Genomic DNA, 19,414 nt, shown 5'->3' with positions numbered 1-19,414 from the left:
ATGGATTTTCGAAGAATTGAAATCATCTTCTTGATAGTTTTTGTATCTTTAGATGTGTTCTTATTGCTATCTTTTCGTAACAGTCAACAGATTGTCACAAGTAGCAGTACCAACACGTCAACCGTTGCTGAAATGAGAAAACGTGATATCAGTTTTGGTAAACTCGATACTAAGGGTGGCACGGCATATTATTTGGGATCAAAACCTAATGTTTCTTTAGTTAACAATGTTGGTAAATTACGTGATCAAGAATTTCAATATGATGAGAGTAACCATAAACTAACAAGTTCATTGAACACACCAATTTCTGTTACTAAAGCCAATCAAGTAAAAAAGATCAACGAATTTATTAAAAAGGAATCAAATGTCTTATTCGGTACACAATATAAGTACTCTCCTCAGCAATCAACAAGCGACCAGATCGTTTTCTCACAGACAGATAAAAACTTAGGAGAAGTTTACGATAAGACGGCCCAACTGACATTTACAGTCAACGATGATAAAGTTATTGGGTATACACAAACGTATATTCATGATCTGATGATTTTGCATGAAAAGGAAGCGACCAAGAGTGAGAAGGATATTGTTATCAACCTCTATGCTAATTCTGAAATTTCCAATAATTCTAAAATAACATATGCCAACTTGGCTTACACCAAGTTATTAGAGGCCAAAGGAAGCACAATTTATATTCCGGTTTGGTTTGTAACGATTCAAAATCGTGATAGCAAAGTAAGTTCTTTAAAGAAGGTCAATGCCTTTACAGGGAATGTGATCAAGAGTTCAACAACAGGAGAAGATTATAGTGAGTGATGATTTAAAAATAAGTGTTTTGGCCAGCAGTAGTTCAGGCAATGTTACCTATATCGAAACTCCTAAGCACCATATTTTGGTTGATGCAGGAATGTCCGGCAAAAAAATCAAAGAGTCATTAGAAAGTGTTGGTAAAGATATTAATACGATTGATTCTTTGTTTGTAACGCACGAACATTCTGATCATATAAAAGGTGTCGGGGTACTTGCTCGACGCTATGATTTAAATGTATATGCTAACAAAAAGACTTGGGATGCTATGATGCCTAAGATCGGCAAGGTCCCGGAAGAAAAGATCAATCTTTTTGAGCATAATAAAGTAATGACATTAGATGATTTAGATGTTGAAAGTTTTGCAGTGTCGCATGATGCAGCTGATCCACAATTTTATAAGTTCTATCATAATGGTAAAGAGTTTGTTATTTTGACCGATACTGGCTATGTTTCTGAACGTGTTCAAAAGACGATCGAAAATGCCGATGGATATTTATTGGAATGTAATCATGATGTCGAGATGTTGCGCAATGGAATGTACCCATGGCCTTTGAAGCAACGTATTTTAAGTGAAAAGGGTCATTTGTCTAATGACGACGGTGCCCATACTTTGATGGATATTATCGGTAATAATACAAAGCAAATTTATCTTGGCCATTTGAGTCACGAAAATAATACAAAAAAAGTTGCCCATACAGCAGTGGCTGATATCTTGGAAGATCATGATTTTGGAGTTGAACACGACTTCTCGATCCATGACACTGATCCAGCAATCGCTGATCCATTGATAACTTTGTAATAAAATAGTAAAAAAGTGTGAAATTTAATCGATTTCGCACTTTTTTTGAAAAAATATCTAATCTAGTTCATAATTTGTTCAAAATTTAAGGTTATATTAAGGGTATCGAGTATTGGGGAGGTAAATGTCTATGGATAATAACCATAAAACTGATTCGAGAGTAGAAGAAAAGAAACGAGGCTCTAACAATCACTCAATGTTAAAAATGGCTGTGGTAGCCTTTATTTCGGCCATGTTAGGTGTTGGGATAGCTTTCGCTGGATTTTCTTACTTTGGAAATAGAGTCGCTGATACGGCATCTGATGGTTCTCCAGGAACGACCCAAGTCAGTGACAGTAAAGCAAATACAGCCAGCACCATGTCTGGTGCTTATAAGAAAGTAAGTAACTCTGTTGTTTCTGTTGTTAACCTGCAAAAACAAAAGCAAACTAGTGATGGTGATTTATCATCTATTTTTGGTGATATGTTTGGCGATAGTAACTCTGATTCGAATTCTAGCGACAGTAATTCAAATTCATCAGGATCAACTGATTCTAACGATTCGAATTCTGACAGTAATTCAAATAGTTCCAATTCTAATTTGCAGGAATATAGTGAAGGCTCAGGTGTGATCTATGCCAAACAAAATGGTAAAGGTTATATCGTAACTAATAATCACGTTGTTTCCGGTTCTGACTCGCTTGAAGTTATCCTAGCTGATGGAACTAAGTTGTCAGCTAAATTAGTCGGTACAGATTCTACAACCGATTTAGCCGTCTTGGAAATTTCTGGTGACAAAGTACCCGCAACATCAAACTTTGGTAATTCGGATAATATCTCACCTGGTGATCCTGTGATCGCAATTGGTTCCCCATTAGGCAGCCAGTATGCTACGACAGTAACACAAGGTATTATCTCAGCTACAAATAGAACTATTGAGACACAAGATCAAAATACGGGTCAAGCTAATGGTGAAGCAACTGTTATTCAAACAGATGCTGCCATTAATCCAGGTAATTCTGGTGGCCCATTGGTCAACTCCGCTGGACAAATCATTGGTATCAATTCAATGAAACTAGCTTCAAGTACCGACGGAACCTCAGTTGAAGGTATTGGATTTGCCATTCCAAGTAACGAAGTAGTCAAGATCATTAACCAATTAGTTAAAAGTGGTAAAGTCGAACGACCATCATTAGGTGTTAAGGTAGTCGATTTGGATCAAATAACTGATAATTCGCAATCAAGTTTGAAGCTACCAAGTAAAATAACTAAAGGTGTAGTTGTTTACAGTACAACTGCAGGATCAGTTGCTAAGAAGGCCGGATTATCTAAGAATGATGTTATCGTGAAACTCGGTAATAAGAAGGTAAGTTCGGTTGCTGATCTTCACAGCGCTTTGTATTCGCATTCAATTGGCGAAACAGTTAGCGTTCAATATTACCATAACGGTAAGTTGAAGACCTCTAAGGTTCATTTAACTAAAAAAACTTCTGAGTAAAATGAGACGTGTGACTATTATTTAAATAGTTTCACGTCTTTTTTTGAACATTTATCAATAAATGACAGTTTTTTTTCGCCTTTTTAATAGATGAATAAAAATTAATTTTCCACATATGTGGAAAACTTGTGTAAAACTAAAGAATTATTCATATTTACGTTGTCTAAAAGTTATCCACAAATAACAGCCAACTTGTTGATAAGTGCTAATAACTTGACATCAATTAGCCACAAAACCTTGATGTATAAGGATCAATTAGTGTTACACAGGGGTACACAAACTATTTATTAAATGTGGATAAAGTCAAAAGAAATATAATTCGATTTTTACCATTTGGCAAAGGAGCCATTTTTGCTTATTATATTTACGAGGAGATTATTAATGAATATTAAATTAGTTACAGTAGGGAAATTAAAGGAGAAATATTTAAAGTCCGGTATTGCCGAGTATGCTAAGCGTTTAGGGGCCTTTTGTAAGTTTCAGATGGTCGAATGTCCAGATGAAAAAGCTCCTGAGAATTTAAGCGAGGCAGAAGATGCACACGTTAAAGAAGTGGAAGGTGAAAGGATATTATCCAAGGTCAAGGATAAGGAATATGTGATCTTGTTAGACCTTCGCGGTAAAGAATTAACCTCTGAAGAACTAGCTAAAAAAATCGATGACTTATCCACATATGGAACCAGCGACATTACGTTCGTTATCGGTGGATCACTTGGTGTTAGTCCAGAAGTTACCAAACGGGCTAATTACAGTATTTGTTTTGGAAAATTCACTTTGCCACATCAATTGATGCGTTTAGTTATGACCGAACAAATCTATCGTTCGTTTATGATAATTAATCATCGTACCTACCATAAGTAAGAATAAAATTGTCCATATGTTTGAGAATATTTGATCACGGGTCAAAATTTATTTTCTGTCAAAGTTGTTCATAAACTATTAGTACAGAATTCCCAAACTGATTAACAAAAATATTAGATTAATATCAAAAAAATTAGACTAGTGAATTAACATACAAGGAAACGCTTTCGGCGGCTCCTTTTTTTGTTATCCTAATTGTGTTCTATGCTTCAATAATTAAAAAACTCAATAAAGGAGATGGAAATGACTTTAATTATTGAGCAAATCTAAAAGAACAGTAAAGAAATTTATCAAAAAGAGGGATTTGATGAATATAACAATGAATCTGGGTACTTTATTTGTTTCTTTAATTGCCTGTTACTTTATTTATGTATTGAACCGGAAAACTAATTTTACGTTTACTTCGGTTGTGGCTCTGATAGTTGGTATTTTCATAGGGATTATCTTTAAAGGATACACATCCTATGTTGCCGTTTTGGGAACTATTTATACAAGAGTCATTTCAATGATGGTTATTCCATTATTGATGGTTTCACTGATTAAAAGTATTTATTCGATGCAATCTTTGAAACAATTGAAAAAGATTGGATCGAAATCATTATTTTGGTTATTGTTTCAAACTTTACTAGCCGCAATTGTTGGTGCAGCATTAGCTGTCGGATCAGGAATTGGTAAAGGCAGTCATTTGAGTGTCGTCAATGGATTTAAGGTAGAAAAGATCCCTAAATTTACTGAAGTTATAACGGATTTTTTCTCTGACAATCTATTTACTTCTATGGCTGAAGGAAAAGTTATTCCGATCGTTTTCTTCTCTATCATTGTCGGAATAGCCGTAGTTGCTTTATCAAGCAAACGTCCAGATACGATGAAGACTTTTAAATCATTTATCGATGATTGTCATGATATCGTCTATCAAATTATTCGTGTAATTATCAAATTTTTACCATATTCAATTATCTTTTTGATGGCAGATACAATTGGAACTAGTGACGCCAAAGCATTGATGCCTTTAGTGACAATTATCGTCCTAGCATTTGTTGGTTGTTTCTTCCATATGTATGTAACGGATAGCTTGTTATTAAAATTTGTTGCTAAGAGATCACCGATTCAATATTTTAAAAATATCATACCTGCACAATTGATGGCTTTTTCATCCAGAAGTTCATCAGGAACACTGCCTTTGTATGTTGAATGTTTAACTAAAAAAGAAGGTGTCTCTGAAAATATAGCTAATTTTGTTGGTCCATTGGGAACCACAGTAGGAATGTCGGGCTGTGCTGGGATCTGGCCGCCATTACTGTCTATTTATGCTATGAACTCACTGGGGATGAATGTTTCATTTCTTCAAATTGCTGTAATAGTTTTGCTTTGTCCAGTAGTGTCGTTTGGAACAGCTGGGGTCCCAGGTGGTGGAATCATGCTTGCAACGGCAATGTTTGTCACACTGGGATTACCCGTGGAATTAGTAAGTATCTTTGCCGGAATCGACGCCTTTGCAGATATGGCTAGAACAACTACTAATGTTACTAGTTCAATGGTAGCCGCAACTTTGGTCAATGCATCAGAACACAAAGTCACGGTAACGGATTCACCAAAGAATGAACCTGCTTTAGCTTAGCAATATGTGAAATCATTAACACTTCATTGTGGTTTATAAAAATATTGGTTATAATTTAAATGTATTTCTTATAAAAAAGGGGAGTGTTATAGGAATGAAAGCGATTAAACGTCTGGGAATTTTATTTGTATTTCTTTTGGGATTGGTCTTTGTAACTGCATGTGGGAACAATTCTTCAAAGAGTTCAAGTAATAAATCGTCTGATACCAAAACAACACAAAAGTTTAAGGGTCAAACGATGAATGTCGTAGCAACATCTGACGCGTATCAACCGCTATTTGATAAATTTAGCAAGCAAACTGGGGCTAAAGTTAAAGTTTTATCAATGTCTAGTGGTGAAGTATTGGCCAGAATGAAAGCTGATAAGAGTAAGCCAATGGCTGATCTTTGGTTTGGTGGTGGGCTAGATGCTTTCATGCAAGCTAAGACAGATCATCAGCTTGAAAAGTATCAATCAAAATCTATCGACAAGATCAGTACCAAGTATCGTGATAAAGACGGTTATTGGTTATCTAAAGGATTAACTGTTGGTGGATTTGTAGTTAATAAAAAAGTTCTAAAAGAAAAAGGTCTACCTATTCCAAAGACTTGGGATGACTTAGCTAAGAGTGAATATAAAGGCGAGATCATCATGAGTGATCCATCAGTTTCAGGTACAATGTATGCTATTGTTAAAGGAATCATTGATAAAAAAGGTGAAAAAGCTGGTTGGGATTATTGGAATAAAGTAAATGATAATGTTACTTTCTACGGCAAACGTGGTAAAGATCCACAAGAAAAGACTGCTTCAGGTGAATTTGGAATCGGAGTTATTCCAGTTGACAAGATGGCCTTTGATGCTGCAAAGAAAGATGACCTTAAAGTGATTTATCCATCAGATGGTATTCCTTGGGTTCCTGAAGGTGTTGCTGTATTTAAGAATGCACCTGGTAAAAAGGTTGCTGAAGCTTTCATCAACTTCATGCTTGAACCAAAGAATATGAAAGAATTAGCAAAACTTGATGGTAAAGATACAGATCAAATTATCATGCCTGGTATTAAGGGACTTGATTTAGGATTAAATAAAAAAGATCTCATTAAAGAAAACCTATCAAACTTTGGTTCAGATAGAACTACTATCTTAAACAAATGGTCAGATATGGTAGGAGATAAATAGGTAATACGAAAAGCCGAGAGTTGCTCTCGGCTTTTTCAAATTGTGAAAGGAGATAAAATATGGGCAAAAATCATCTCGGTAGCAAAATTACTAACTGGTTTGTGTATATAGTCATATCACTTAGTATTTTATTATTTATCTTTTATCCGTATTTGAGTATCTTTGTTCAAGCATTACATGAGCCTGGCGAAACATTTAATAGTTTTTTTATGCAAAATATTAAGTTGACTCAAAATTCGCTATTTGTTGCCATTATTACAATGATTTTGTCTGTTTTTCTGGCAGTTTCAGTGACACTTTGTTTTGCTTTTATTTCAAAAAAATGGCAAAGGTTACTTCGGGTATTTCTTTTGATAACAATGGTTTCACCACCATTTGTAACGTCATTAGCCTATATAACACTCTTTGGTCGTCGAGGGATGATTACGCATGATTTATTACAAATGACGATTGAACCTTACGGACCACAGGGAATAATCCTCATGCAAACGTTGAGTTTTGCATCACTGAATGCTTTGGTGCTGATTGGATTACTGAAGCAACTAGAGCCTAGCCTGATCAATAGTGCTCGAAGTCTGGGTGCAAGGACCGATGCGGTGATTAAAGATATTATCTTACCGTTATTAAAACCCGGACTAATAGTTGTAGCCTTGATTAGTTTTATTCGAAGTTTGGCCGACTTTCAAACACCTACTATCATTGGTGGAAGTTTTAAAATGTTAGCCAGTGAAGGATATTTTGCGGTTATAAGTATGGGAGATATCCATAAGGCCGCTTTAATCAACTTAACTTTAGCAATTCCGGCATTGATCGGTTTTTTCTTATATATAAAGTACGATCATGCAATGAGTGTGCAGCATCATGGTCTTTCTAGTAATATGAAGGCTTTTCCATTGCCTAAGAAAGGCTTTTTCTTTGTGGGATCAGTGATACTGTCGGTAATTTTCTACTTAGCCTTATTATTACAATATGGGTCGATCGTTATGAATGCTTTTTCGGTAAAAGTTATGGGGAATTATCAATTCTCTTTACAACCGATCATTGATTCACAGATATATCTCAATGACACTATTACTAGAACTATTTTGTACAGTCTAATTGCTGGATTAGTAGGTAGTCTGATCAGTTTTTTGATTATTTACTACAGCAAGGTTCGTAATGATCGTTTTATGAAATTTATTGAAATGGTTGGCACGTTTCCCTATATTTTGCCAGGAACATTTTTTGGTCTGGGGTACTTGTATGCTTTCTCAAAACCGCCTTTAATAATGACTGGTACCTCGATCATCGTTATTATTAATGTCATTTTTAAGCAAGTTGCCTTTGCCACCAAGGCTGCTAAAGCATCTGTTAGTCAGATTGAACCAACATATTTTAAAACAGTTCACGATCTTGGCGGAACGGTAGTCAATGAATGGAAAGATGTTTTTTTCCCGATGACTAAACAAGGGTTTGCGATAACGTTTTTAAATGGATTTATCAGTACGATGACTACAATTGGATCGATCATTTTCTTAGTTCATCCCGGTCAAAATATGATGACTTTGGTAATGTTTGACGTTGTTCAACGAGGAGAATATCAAGTGGCCGCAGTTATTGCTTGCATGATCATTTTGATCTGTTTAGTAATGTCTGGAATCGTCTTTGGATTTATCAGTCTAAGTGGAAAGGATTGGGGCTATGTTTTTAGAAGTAAAAAATCTCACTAAAAAGTATTCAAATAAAACCGTTCTACATTCATTATCATTTGGTGTTGATCAAAATAAGATTTTAGTTGTCTTAGGTCCCAGTGGTTGTGGGAAAAGTACCTTACTGTCTTGTCTAAATGGGTTTATAACAGTTGATGAAGGTACGGTCTTCTTAGATGGCCAAAATATTACAAAATTATATCCTGAAGAACGTGATATCACGACGGTTTTTCAATCATATAGTCTGTTTCCCCATATGGATGTGATGCAGAATCTGATGTATGGGCTGAAGTTTAAAAAAATAAGTCGTAATGATGCTCGAAAAAAGGCTTTAAAAATGCTTCATTTGTTACAAATGGATGAATTTTCTAATACTAAAATCCAGGATCTCAGTGGTGGTCAGCAGCAAAGGATCGCTTTGGGTCGCAGTCTGATTGTTGAGCCTAAACTATTATTGTTGGATGAACCATTTTCTAATTTGGATGAAAAATTGCGTTTGACTATGCGTCATGAATTACGTCAAATTCAAAAAGAACTCAATATGACGATGGTTTTTGTGACTCACGACCAGCAGGAAGCATTTTCTATTGGAGATCAAATCTTGGTAATGGATCAAGGACAGATTCAACAGATCGATACAGGTCAAGGATTGTATTCGACACCTAAAAATCACTTCGTTTTAAAATTCATTGGGGATTCTAATTTACTTGATAATGGAGAATACATTCGTCCAGAAGACATCGTTATAAAGAGTGATTCTAATGGGGATGGCCGCATTGAACAGATGGATTTTCAAGGTTCCACGATCAATTATTTAATTAAATATAAGGAACGTGTTTTTCATGTAACTTGTTTAAATCGAATTGAGCCATTAAAAGTGGGAACTCATGTTGATGTACAATATAAAGTATCGAAATTGGAGGAAAAATAATGAGAATACTACATGTTCAAGCGCAGCTCCCATCAAAAACCGGCAGTGGTGTTTATTTCTCTAATGTAATAAAGGGACTAAAAGGCAATAATCAACAAGCCTGTATATACGGTCGCTTTGGTGATTTTAGATACGATGTACTGCCAGAGGATGAGCAGTTTCCCGTTTCATTCCCTAATGAAAATTGTGATTTTTCACTTCCTGGAATGAGTGACGTTATGCCATATAAAAGTACAGTTTATGGTGAAATGACACCGAAAATGATTGCTGATTGGCAAGGGGTATTTCGCAAAAAAATTCACCAAGCAATTGATATATTTAAACCGGATATTATTATCACGCACCATCTCTGGTTTTTAACATCATTAGTTTGTCAGGAAACAGAAAATATTCCAATTTATGCATTCTGCCATGGAACTGATATCCGTCAGGCAAACCAACATCCTGATCTTTTGAAAAAATATGTGACTAAGATGGATCATTTGACGCATGTATTTGCGTTGAGCCATCCAGAAATTGCACAAATTGAAGATATCTATCATATTCCTGCTGAAAAAATCACTACTATTGGTGGTGGTTTTGATTCTGATATTTTTTATCCTGCACCTAAACCTAAAAAAGAAACGATTGATTTAGTTTTTGCTGGAAAAATGTCTGATGCTAAAGGCGTCTTCGCGTTGGCTAAAGTATTTGATCGAATCAGTTCACAATACCCTAAGGCGGTTTTGAATTTGATTGGTAATGCGGACGAATACGCGCAAGAAAAATTGAAACCATATCAAAAAAATCCACAAATTAAATTTTGTGGATTTCAAGAACAGACAAAACTAGCGAATATCTTTAGAAAATCTGATGTCTTTGTATTACCATCATATTATGAAGGTATAGGATTGATTTCAATTGAAGCACTGGCATGTGATCTTCGTGTAGTGGCTACAACTATTCCGGCCTTGCAAGCTCAATTGGGCGATACCGTTAATAAAAGTGGTTACATCAGTTATGTGGATCTTCCAAGATTGATCAATCAAGATGAGCCAGTAAAGGAAGATTTACCGGCCTTTTATGACAGACTGGAAACTGCTTTACGAGAACAAATTTCTGGAGCTGTTGAGAAACCACAATTTACAGAAGAAGTTAAGTCGGCGGTTTTGACTAATAGTTGGCCTCATTTGATCAAACAAATTGAAGAAATAATAAGTAGTCATTATTAAAAACCGTCTACGATATTTGATTGTTAATAAAAATTATGATTGGATTTAAATAAATTATCAAAAAAGCCATATCATGCTTAATTTGTTTTAAGCGTGATATGGTTTTTTTTCGTTATGGAAATCATTTTTCAGAAATAATGGATAAAAAATTCTTGAGACCATTGAATGTAGTTCCAACCATTATGCATTTGATATCAGGAACTCATAACTATATTTCAAATAACAATGTGATCGCAACAGAAACAAGTTCTGGCAGCGGTGATTCAGCATTCAATTCTCAAGTCGATGCGTTGTTGACCACTGGAGAGTCTAAGGTATTGTATGTAAAAACGGTTGTAGTTGAAGATGAATCAAAATTGAATACAATTCTTGATTCAGGTACTGATGAACAAGTGATTATGGACAAGTCTCAAAATGCCTTTAGAGCAACACCTGTGATATAGAATTGTGTTTGATTATTTTGGATTTTATGTCCAAACTAATGAGGTATTTTAGATCTCAAATATGAAAGTTTAGTTATGTACTTTCGCATGGCGGGTGAATATAGTTCTGGAGACGGGATTTCTATTTAGAATTAACAACGTCTTGATAATACTTAGGTGTAAAACCAGTCCGTTCTTTGAAGGATTTTGTAAAGTGACTTTGATTACTGAAATGTAATGACATTGCTATATCATAAATCGACATAGAGGTATTTCTTAATAAATATTTTGATTCAGCGACCTTTTTATCAATGATAAATTTTCTTAAAGGGATGCCGGTTTCATGTTTAAAAAGTGAAGATAGATAGCTGGGATTCATATTGAGATAATTGCTGATAGTTTCATTGTTCAAAGGCTTGTAGATATTAATATTGATAAATTCTATTGCATCATTGATGCATTTTGAATTGTAATTTTTGGCGTTATTGCGCAGTAAACTGTAGTATTCCACAGCAAGATATTCTATGAAAAGTTTGATATCATCACTATTTTGAATTTTATCTAACTGAGCTGTTAATTTATCAGATAGTCTTAAAGTTATGCCAACGGGGCAGCTTTGACGGATACACATTCGGGAGATCAATGTTATCAAACCAATAATACGATATTTTTGAGAAGTTAGGCGACTTTTTGATAATGGTGTTGTGTTGATATTGATGAGCTTATTAAATAATAATTGGACATTTTGCTTATTTCCACGGATCAATTCGTGAAGAGCTATTTCCTCTAACTGAAATTTGTTTTCAATGTTATACATTTTGAAGTCTTGATTAAAATCAATTGTAGAATTTTTACGATCAATATAGTGGGGAAGATTAATAAGATTAGTTTTCATCTTTTGTGTTTTTAGAAAGTCGACACCTACTTCGACAAACTTTTCCATATCATTTAACTGCCTATTCAAAGTGTTACTTTCTTCAGCTGTAACGGCGAACATATAAGATTTGTCGTCGACAGAAAATCTTGATGAGGCTACAATATCAGAACTGAGTTTCAGAACGTTTACTTCATTATATCTATCCTGATCCCACAGTTTTTCGGAGATAGTATTGAGGAAAATAGTATCGTTTATATCATGTTCAAAGATGCAGACCTTACTTTGATATAGAGCAAATGGAACTGGTGAAATTTTTTTTAGGAAAGGCATTTTAGTGAGCATAATAGTATTGTCCTTCTATATGAGATTATTATTCAATTCCAATATACACCATATTAGATAGATGCGTTCAGAGATTTTCGAGCTAAATACTATATCTAGTATTGCAAAGATGCTAATCATACAATATGTTCCATGTGAAACAATTGCTTAAAATAAATTATTTTGTTGACGATTCGGCAATTATTTTGACATAAGTTAAGTTCATTTTAAGCTCCTAGTGGTATGACATTAATATAAAATCAAAGGCTGGAGAATATGTATGAAAAAAAGGATATGGCTACTATTAATTTCATTAGCAATATTTGCAATTACTGTAACTGCTTGTTCATCGAGCGATGCTAGCTCGTCTTCAAAATCAACGTCTAGTTCAAAAACTACAAGCTCCTTCAAAAAAACTAGTACGGACGACTCTAAATCTGATCCGTCATTAACAAAGGTTACAAGCGAAGTTAAATCGGAGTTTAAACAGCTTGAATATAAAGATAAAAAGACGGGTGTAACGCTACGCTACAATCTTTATGTTCCTAAAAACTACAGTAAGAGTAAATCATATCCAATGATGACCTTCATTCATGATGATTCTGTCACCGGTAAGAGTACTATTACTGGTGTCACACAGGGATATGGGGGTAGTATTTGGGCAACAAAGGCAGAACAAAAGAAGCATGCTAGTTTTGTTTTAGTACCAGTATTTGATACTTCAACAATTTCAGGTGGTTTTGGACAATCCGGTTCAGCAGTTGTTAAGAAGAATGTTCAGACGTACTTAGATCTTTTAAACAAATTGGAGAAAAAGTATAGTATCAATAAAAAAAGACTATATGCTACGGGCCAATCAATGGGAGGAATGACACTATTCTATCTTAATTCGCATTATCCTAAATTATTTGCTGCTACACTTTACACTTCATCACAGTGGGACGTGTCACAATTAGAAAAGCTCAAGAATCAGAAGTTCATTTATCTTGCTGCCGGTGGCGATTCCAGTGCCTCTAAGGGCCAAAAAGATTTAAAGAAAATGTTGAAAAAATATGGTACAGCTTATACTTCAGTGACGTTGGATGCAACTATTTCTGACAAGGCTAAGAATACAGCAGTTAATAAATTATTAAATCAGAATGAAAATGCCAACTTTATTACGTGGAAGTCAGGAACGGTTATGGAAAAATCAGATAAGTCCATGGAACATATGGCATCATTCGACTATGCATACACAATTCCATCAATAAGAGATTGGATCTATAATCAATCTAAATGATGTTAATTAATAGAAGCTATTTTGTTAACAATACGAAATAGCTTCTTTTTTATCTTTACCTGTTGACAATAAAATAACAGCCTGTTAAGATGATACCTGTAATTAATAAAACAACACATAATCTAAAAAAGAGGGTATATAAATATGAAATACGCAATCTCGGCTGCAACTGGTCACTTTGGACAAATCGCCATACCGGAACTATTAAAGAATATTAATGCTAGTGATATCACTGCTATTGTTAGAAATACTGAAAAAGCTGAAAAGATTTTGCCAGCAGGAATCAATATTAAACAAGCCGACTATACTGATAAAAATGACCTAGTAGAAGCACTTAAAGGAATCGACAAGTTATTATTCATTTCTTCAGTCCCTGGAGGTGAAATTCCTCGTGAAACTCAACATAGAAATGTTGTCGAAGCTGCTAAAGAATCTGGCATAAATTACATTGCTTATACTAGTTTTGCTAAGGCCGATAATGCTAAGTCCGCTTTATCATCAGATCATAAAGCTACAGAAAAAATGATCAAAGAGAGTGGTATAAAGTATTCATTCTTACGTAATGCTTGGTATTTGGAAAATGAAATGAGTTATCTTAAGGCTGGTGCTGCTGGACAAGACGCTGTTTATGCTGCTGGTGAGGGTAAGATTGGGTTTGCTTTGGAACGTGAATATGCTGTTGGTGCCGCTAAAGTTATGGAACTTGATAACGCTAAAGATGTCTATGAATTTGCTGGTAAACCAGTAACTTATGCCGAACTTGGTCAAGCCGTCAAAAAAGTTACAGGTAAGAGTTTTGAATTTAAGAGTGTTTCAGACGATGAATATCGTCAAAGTATGATCAATTCAGGATTTGATGAAGACACGGCCGATATTTTTGTTGGCATGCAAGAAATGATGCGTGACAATGAATTAAATGTTGTATCAACGGATCTTCCTGATATATTGGGACATGAATTAACAACACTTCCAGATGCAGTCAAAGAAATTTTGAATCGTTAGTCTTTTGGGTATAATAGTATGAGTATCGATTTAGAGAGGAAGTGACCATCATTAAATATTCTTATAAATTGAGCGACGCAATTCATATTTTGGCTTATATTGATATTATTCCTGATGAGAGAATCAGCAGTAATGATATTGCCCAAAGTATTGAGGCAAATGCCAGCGTGGTTCGTAAATTGATGGCAAATCTTAAAAAGGCTGGTCTGTTAGATAGTCATGTTGGTTCTGCTAAACCAAAATTGGCTAGATCAGCTGATATGATCACACTATTAGATGTTTTTAAAGCTGTTGAAACTAATCATGATCTACTGCATGTTGATCCTAAGACTAATATGGATTGTCCGGTTGGTGCCAATATTCAGGAAACACTTGATGAAGCATATAGAAGAGTTCAGCAGGCTGCTGAAGATGAAATGTCTAAACTGACTATTCAAGATATTATCGATAGCATTAAAGATTTACGCCAAAATAAAAAAGTTCGTGCCGAAATTTAATTCGATACGAACTTTTTTAGTGCTTATTTTTCATAGCTTTGAAGTGAGTCAAAGATATATTTAACGAAGGCCTCGCGATCAACATCTTCAAGTACTTTGATGTTGTTTTCTTTAGAAGCATAGACACGACGGTCGGGATAAGTCATACCACGGAATTCATCGTTTGTGAGTGAGACAGTGATTGGATATTCTGCACTTTTAGTAAATAATTCAGGTGCGATCAAACTGATAACAGCACAGGCATCGTGAACTGGAATCTTAGTGTGACCATTTTTGAGCTCAGCCGCGGAATAGAATTCCATGATTGAACTAGCCATTACACCAACATGCCCAAGATCTTTGATGTGATCGATTTCTTCCATTGTCATGTAGGCTTTGTTTTCAGTAAGATTAAGTCCTGAAAGGGTAATTGGAAGACCAGATTCAAAGACTATTTTGGCAGCTTCCGGATCAACATAAGCGTTGAATTCAGCAGCCAATGTGATATTTCCTTGCAGGGTTGAACCACCCATAACGTAGATATGTTCGATATTTTCTTTAACTTCTGGGAATACCTTTAATAACAAAGCAATATTAGTTAGTGGTGCAGTAGCGACGATAGTAACTTTTTCGTCACAATTTGAAATACGATCGTATAGGTACGTAACCGCGTTATTACTTGTTAATGGATAATTTTTACTGTCTTCTGGGAAGTCGTATCCATCCATACCAGTTTTACCATGGACTTGACTGGCAGTTTCAATTTCTTTTATCAGTGGAGTTGCCTGTCCAGAAGCCAATTCAGCATTTGAACCTAAAAATGTTAGTAATTTTTTGGCGTTCGCTGTAACGTAGTCGAGTTGAACATTTCCACCAACAGTAGTTACACCAATTAGGTCGGCCTTTTCGGGGTGCGCTAATAGAACGGTCAATGCAATGGCGTCATCAATACCAGGATCACAGTCCATAATTACTTTTGTCATTACTTAATTACCTCACTTTAATTGTTTTTTAGCTTTTCAGGTAGTTTTTGTAGAGCGTGCAGAAAGCCACGACGTTCAAAGGTCCCCAGAGTTGAGAGGATCTTTTGGTCGTTTTCCTTCATAAAGTAGTCAATTTTATCTTGCAGGTCTTTTGCTTTAGGCAAAATAATGATTTTTTTAAGGCGTGAATCACTTTTGACCGATTCACGTTTGATCAAGTCGATCTTTTCCATATTCTTTAGAATATTAGTAGCAGTTGAACGTCGAATATTGAACTCCGTCTCGATATCCTTTTGAAAAGTTTCTTTATTCTCAGGGATATGGGTGAGAAAGTCGATGATCTGAACTTGTGTACCGGTGAGATCATATTTAGCCGCAAAATTATTTACGCTACGCGATATTTCATTTGATGCGACTTTAATTAAGTGAGCCACATTACTCGACATAATTTCCTCCTAAGCTTTCAGCATTACAGACAAATTATAGCATGGAAGTATCCCCAATTCCTTATCTGCAAATTCTCACAATAAAAAAAATCCATAACAGGGGAATGTTATGGATTTTTCACTCTTTTCGAGTTTGTGTCAGCAGAGCTGGTAAATTCTAGGAAATGGTTAATCCAGTAAAGCGTCGTCGTCATCGTCTTTATCAATATCAGATGCATCACCACCTTTACCTGAGTTACTTGTATCTTCAAGCTCAATTTTAATATGTTTTTTCGAATAGAAGAAGTACATTAATAAACCGATAATTAACCATCCGAAATAGTTTAACCAAGCGTTGAGCGGCAGGTTGGCTAATAGAAATACACAAACTAGCATTGAAAGAATAGGGATGATCCTTCCAAAAGGAACTTTAAATGGACGTTTTAACTCTGGATGTTGTCTTCTTAATAATAGAACCATCAAGGATATCAGGAAGAAGACACACAATGAACCAACGTTTGCAAAAATCGCTAAGTTCTTGATATCTAACAGTCCGGCACAGATTGATGCAACAATTCCGATCAGCCATAAAGCTTTGTTAGGGCTACCGGTTTTTTTGTTTAAAGTAGCTAGGTTGTTAGGTAAGAACCCACCACGGCTCATGGACATAGTGATGTTGGATGAAGCGTAGATGAAGGCCAGAACCACGGCGATAATACCTAAAATAGCACCACCTGAAACAATTTGTGCAGCTACGCCGTGTCCATTTTCAATCAGAACAAATGACATAGCTTCAGGAACATTGAGATTCTTATAATGCATAACTCCAGTCATTACTAAACTTACTATTACATAGAGTAAGGTCGATACTAATAGTGAAATGATGATAGCTCGTGGAAGTGTTTTTTGTACGTCTTTCACTTCTTCAGCTGAGGTGGCCAAAGCGTCAAATCCTAAAAAGGCGAAGAAAACAGTTGAAGCACCAGCAAAAACACCAGTAGTTCCGTAAGGTAAGAATGGAGACCAATTCTTAGGTTGGACATCGGATAAACTAACAAAGATAAATAGGAGAATGATAGCTAACTTAACAATTACTAGAATATTATTTAAAACCTTACTTTCGCTAGTACCGCGAGTCAACATCAGCGTTACTAGTAAAATCATAATAATTGCAGGCAGATTTACGATACCACCATTAAATGGTGACTTTATTAAAGTATCAGGGAGTAAGATACCAAATTCCCGTAAGAACGAGTGAACATAACCCGTCCAGCCATTAGCTACTGTAGCTGTCGTCGTTATATAAACTCCAAGCAAAGTCCAACCGGCAAAGAAGGCCATTTTTTGACCAATAGTTACCCAGGCATAAACATAAGCACTACCTGAATTTGGGATACTAGTTGTCAATTCGGAATAACATAACCCGATCAATCCACTTGCTAAAGCTGCGATCAGAAAGGAGTAAATAACTCCTGGTCCAGCGTCAGTTGCGGCTACGATCCCAGTTAGAACTAGGATACCGGTACCGATGATGGCACCGATCCCTAAGATGGAAAGGTCAAATAATCCCAACGTTTTTTTTCGATCTGACTTACCATTCAATAACGTATTCAGATCGATCTTATCACCCATGGTTAAACAAGTTTAGCATCAGCTGAATATTTCTTATATGGCATTTCTAGACTTTCAGCCACTGCTTTTTCTGTTAGATTACCGGCGTGAGTGTTGATTCCGGTAAAGATAGTATTATTTTCGGAAGCTCTTGCCAGTCCTTTGTTAGCAATTTGGAGAGCATAAGGAATTGTTGCGCTTGAAAGAGCTTCTGTAGCTGTTTTTGGAACAGCACCCGGAATATTAGCAACAGTATAGTGGATAACACCATGTTTGATATAGATTGGGTCATCATGTGTTGTTGCCTTTGAACTTGTTTCAAATATTCCACCTTGATCAATTGGAATATCAACGATAACAGATCCAGGTTCCATACTCTTGATCATTTCTTCAGTTACTAATGTAGGAGCTACAGCACCAGGGATCAATACAGCACCGATAACTAAGTCAGAATTTTTAACACATTCAGCTATGTTGTGCTCATTTGACATTAATGTTTGGATCTTGCCATCAAAGATATTTTCTAATTCTGCTAAACGTTGTGCATTGATATCTAAAATTGTTACGTTTGCACCAAGACCGATTGCCATTTTGGCAGCGTTAAAGCCAACTGTACCAGCACCGATAACTGTTACGTTACCACGTCTAACACCAGGAACGCCTCCAAGTAGTAATCCTTTACCTTGATGTGGTTCTTCTAAGAAGTGAGCACCAACTTGTACAGACATGCGTCCAGCAATTTCACTCATTGGAACAAGTAGGGGAAGCCCACCACGAGGTCCAACCATTGTTTCGTAACCTACACCAGTTGTTTTAGCATTCAAGAGTGCTTCTGTTAATTCCTTGTCAGCTGCTAAGTGTAGATATGTATAGATGATTAAATCTTCACGGAAATATTTGTATTCCGATTGGAGAGGTTCTTTAACTTTGATAACCATTTCGCAGTTCCAGGCATCCTGTGCACTTCCTATAGAAGCGCCCATTGCTGTGTAATCACTGTCAGGATAACCTGATCCGATTCCTGCGCCTGTTTCAACAACTACTTCGTGTCCAGCACGAACCAAATTTGCTACTCCAGATGGTGTTGAACCAACACGTTCTTCTTGATTCTTAATTTCCTTAGGTATACCAATTTTCATTTTAGTGCCTCCTTAAAGTTTGAAACCGCTTTCATATCACGCCTATAATATAGCAAGATTTTGATAATTTCACAATATGAAAATCAATAATATTTTATTTTCAACACGGCATAAGGCTGATTACACTGACAGACAAGGGTTATAATTATAAATATATTTGTTACTCGATGGCTAATCATTTCACAAACTCTATTTATGAAAATAAAAGTATACCAATTTCCTTGCTGTTACTGGATTATATAAGATTTAACTAATTCCTATTTTCAATAAGCAGATAACTTGCTATATGAGAAACCTAGTCCAAAGCCAAAAAAATAAGAATTGCTTTCAT

Annotated in this window: 18 protein-coding genes; 13 read left to right on the top strand and 5 right to left on the bottom strand. The window is 35.6% G+C overall.

Going from position 1 to position 19,414, the window contains the following annotated elements; genetic code table 11:
- The 10 genes from EKM64_RS00775 to EKM64_RS00730 all read left to right on the top strand — a co-directional run bounded on the left by EKM64_RS00775 (position 1) and on the right by EKM64_RS00730 (position 10,991).
- Positions 1-813, top strand: a complete 813-nt coding sequence (locus EKM64_RS00775) for a two-component system regulatory protein YycI (protein WP_125674587.1) — start codon at positions 1-3, stop codon at positions 811-813.
- The gene (locus EKM64_RS00770; RefSeq protein ID WP_125674585.1) at positions 803-1,606 is read left to right on the top strand and encodes an MBL fold metallo-hydrolase; all 804 of its coding nucleotides are present in this window, start codon (positions 803-805) and stop codon (positions 1,604-1,606) included. The genes EKM64_RS00775 and EKM64_RS00770 overlap by 11 nt, the downstream gene beginning before the upstream one ends.
- A gap of 124 nt (positions 1,607-1,730) precedes the next feature.
- Entirely contained in the window at positions 1,731-3,083 is a 1,353-nt protein-coding gene (locus tag EKM64_RS00765) for a S1C family serine protease (protein WP_125674583.1), read from the top strand.
- Between the two features lie 381 nt (positions 3,084-3,464).
- The gene (gene rlmH, locus EKM64_RS00760) at positions 3,465-3,944 is read left to right on the top strand and encodes a 23S rRNA (pseudouridine(1915)-N(3))-methyltransferase RlmH (RefSeq protein ID WP_125674581.1); all 480 of its coding nucleotides are present in this window, start codon (positions 3,465-3,467) and stop codon (positions 3,942-3,944) included.
- 307 nt (positions 3,945-4,251) lie between these two features.
- Entirely contained in the window at positions 4,252-5,562 is a 1,311-nt protein-coding gene (locus EKM64_RS00755) for a dicarboxylate/amino acid:cation symporter (protein ID WP_125674579.1), read from the top strand.
- Positions 5,563-5,656: 94 nt separating this feature from the next.
- Positions 5,657-6,718 (top strand): ABC transporter substrate-binding protein, encoded by a 1,062-nt coding sequence (locus EKM64_RS00750; RefSeq protein WP_125674577.1) that lies wholly within the window; start codon positions 5,657-5,659, stop codon positions 6,716-6,718.
- 59 nt (positions 6,719-6,777) lie between these two features.
- On the top strand, positions 6,778-8,427 hold the full coding sequence (locus EKM64_RS00745) for an ABC transporter permease (RefSeq protein WP_125674575.1): 1,650 nt from the start codon (positions 6,778-6,780) through the stop codon (positions 8,425-8,427).
- Positions 8,399-9,337 (top strand): ABC transporter ATP-binding protein, encoded by a 939-nt coding sequence (locus EKM64_RS00740; protein WP_125674573.1) that lies wholly within the window; start codon positions 8,399-8,401, stop codon positions 9,335-9,337. Before EKM64_RS00745 ends, EKM64_RS00740 begins: the two co-directional genes overlap by 29 nt.
- Positions 9,337-10,548: a glycosyltransferase family 4 protein gene (locus EKM64_RS00735; RefSeq protein WP_125674571.1), complete on the top strand. Its 1,212-nt coding sequence runs from the start codon at positions 9,337-9,339 to the stop codon at positions 10,546-10,548. Before EKM64_RS00740 ends, EKM64_RS00735 begins: the two co-directional genes overlap by 1 nt.
- A gap of 137 nt (positions 10,549-10,685) precedes the next feature.
- Positions 10,686-10,991: a hypothetical protein gene (locus tag EKM64_RS00730; protein WP_225420915.1), complete on the top strand. Its 306-nt coding sequence runs from the start codon at positions 10,686-10,688 to the stop codon at positions 10,989-10,991.
- A gap of 121 nt (positions 10,992-11,112) precedes the next feature.
- Here the strand turns inward: EKM64_RS00730 and EKM64_RS00725 are convergent, their stop codons facing one another.
- Positions 11,113-12,189 carry a helix-turn-helix domain-containing protein gene (locus EKM64_RS00725; protein ID WP_125674567.1) on the bottom strand — a complete coding sequence of 359 codons (1,077 nt, stop codon included), beginning with the start codon at positions 12,187-12,189 and terminating at the stop codon, positions 11,113-11,115.
- Between the two features lie 259 nt (positions 12,190-12,448).
- Here EKM64_RS00725 and EKM64_RS00720 point away from each other — a divergent pair, with 259 nt between their 5' ends.
- From EKM64_RS00720 to EKM64_RS00710, 3 genes are all read left to right on the top strand, one after another.
- A complete protein-coding gene (locus tag EKM64_RS00720) occupies positions 12,449-13,447 on the top strand; it encodes a carboxylesterase family protein (RefSeq protein ID WP_125674565.1) in 999 nt (332 codons plus the stop codon).
- A gap of 144 nt (positions 13,448-13,591) precedes the next feature.
- Positions 13,592-14,449 carry an SDR family oxidoreductase gene (locus EKM64_RS00715; protein ID WP_125674564.1) on the top strand — a complete coding sequence of 286 codons (858 nt, stop codon included), beginning with the start codon at positions 13,592-13,594 and terminating at the stop codon, positions 14,447-14,449.
- Positions 14,450-14,499: 50 nt separating this feature from the next.
- Positions 14,500-14,946, top strand: coding sequence for an Rrf2 family transcriptional regulator (locus EKM64_RS00710; protein WP_125674793.1), 447 nt, complete (start codon positions 14,500-14,502; stop codon positions 14,944-14,946).
- Between the two features lie 23 nt (positions 14,947-14,969).
- On the opposite strand, the gene EKM64_RS00705 is transcribed toward EKM64_RS00710, so the two are convergent.
- The 4 genes from EKM64_RS00705 to ald all read right to left on the bottom strand — a co-directional run bounded on the left by EKM64_RS00705 (position 14,970) and on the right by ald (position 19,083).
- On the bottom strand, positions 14,970-15,908 hold the full coding sequence (locus tag EKM64_RS00705) for a nucleoside hydrolase (RefSeq protein WP_125674562.1): 939 nt from the start codon (positions 15,906-15,908) through the stop codon (positions 14,970-14,972).
- Positions 15,909-15,925: 17 nt separating this feature from the next.
- On the bottom strand, positions 15,926-16,354 hold the full coding sequence (locus EKM64_RS00700; RefSeq protein WP_125674560.1) for a MarR family winged helix-turn-helix transcriptional regulator: 429 nt from the start codon (positions 16,352-16,354) through the stop codon (positions 15,926-15,928).
- 168 nt (positions 16,355-16,522) lie between these two features.
- Complete coding sequence (locus tag EKM64_RS00695) at positions 16,523-17,965, bottom strand: APC family permease (protein ID WP_125674558.1); 1,443 nt, start codon at positions 17,963-17,965, stop codon at positions 16,523-16,525.
- Positions 17,966-17,967: 2 nt separating this feature from the next.
- Positions 17,968-19,083: an alanine dehydrogenase gene (ald, locus tag EKM64_RS00690; RefSeq protein WP_125674555.1), complete on the bottom strand. Its 1,116-nt coding sequence runs from the start codon at positions 19,081-19,083 to the stop codon at positions 17,968-17,970.
- Positions 19,084-19,414: the final 331 nt, after the last annotated feature.

Origin of the sequence: Companilactobacillus keshanensis, assembly GCF_003946205.1 — a bacterium.
Classification (GTDB): Bacteria; Bacillota; Bacilli; order Lactobacillales; family Lactobacillaceae; genus Companilactobacillus; species Companilactobacillus keshanensis.
Note: the sequence above shows the minus strand (reverse complement) of the source record. Positions and strands in the feature narration are given on the sequence as shown.

Excerpts from the sequence above, each read along its gene's own strand:
- EKM64_RS00775 (WP_125674587.1), top strand. The coding sequence starts at position 1 with ATGGATTTTCGAAGAATTGAAATCATCTTCTTGATAGTTTTTGTATCT.
- EKM64_RS00765 (WP_125674583.1), top strand. The coding sequence starts at position 1,731 with ATGTCTATGGATAATAACCATAAAACTGATTCGAGAGTAGAAGAAAAG.
- rlmH (WP_125674581.1), top strand. The coding sequence starts at position 3,465 with ATGAATATTAAATTAGTTACAGTAGGGAAATTAAAGGAGAAATATTTA.
- EKM64_RS00755 (WP_125674579.1), top strand. The coding sequence starts at position 4,252 with ATGAATATAACAATGAATCTGGGTACTTTATTTGTTTCTTTAATTGCC.
- EKM64_RS00750 (WP_125674577.1), top strand. The coding sequence starts at position 5,657 with ATGAAAGCGATTAAACGTCTGGGAATTTTATTTGTATTTCTTTTGGGA.
- EKM64_RS00745 (WP_125674575.1), top strand. The coding sequence starts at position 6,778 with ATGGGCAAAAATCATCTCGGTAGCAAAATTACTAACTGGTTTGTGTAT.
- EKM64_RS00740 (WP_125674573.1), top strand. The coding sequence starts at position 8,399 with ATGTTTTTAGAAGTAAAAAATCTCACTAAAAAGTATTCAAATAAAACC.
- EKM64_RS00735 (WP_125674571.1), top strand. The coding sequence starts at position 9,337 with ATGAGAATACTACATGTTCAAGCGCAGCTCCCATCAAAAACCGGCAGT.
- EKM64_RS00730 (WP_225420915.1), top strand. The coding sequence starts at position 10,686 with ATGGATAAAAAATTCTTGAGACCATTGAATGTAGTTCCAACCATTATG.
- EKM64_RS00725 (WP_125674567.1), bottom strand. The coding sequence starts at position 12,189 with ATGCTCACTAAAATGCCTTTCCTAAAAAAAATTTCACCAGTTCCATTT.
- EKM64_RS00720 (WP_125674565.1), top strand. The coding sequence starts at position 12,449 with ATGAAAAAAAGGATATGGCTACTATTAATTTCATTAGCAATATTTGCA.
- EKM64_RS00715 (WP_125674564.1), top strand. The coding sequence starts at position 13,592 with ATGAAATACGCAATCTCGGCTGCAACTGGTCACTTTGGACAAATCGCC.
- EKM64_RS00705 (WP_125674562.1), bottom strand. The coding sequence starts at position 15,908 with ATGACAAAAGTAATTATGGACTGTGATCCTGGTATTGATGACGCCATT.
- EKM64_RS00700 (WP_125674560.1), bottom strand. The coding sequence starts at position 16,354 with ATGTCGAGTAATGTGGCTCACTTAATTAAAGTCGCATCAAATGAAATA.
- EKM64_RS00695 (WP_125674558.1), bottom strand. The coding sequence starts at position 17,965 with ATGGGTGATAAGATCGATCTGAATACGTTATTGAATGGTAAGTCAGAT.
- ald (WP_125674555.1), bottom strand. The coding sequence starts at position 19,083 with ATGAAAATTGGTATACCTAAGGAAATTAAGAATCAAGAAGAACGTGTT.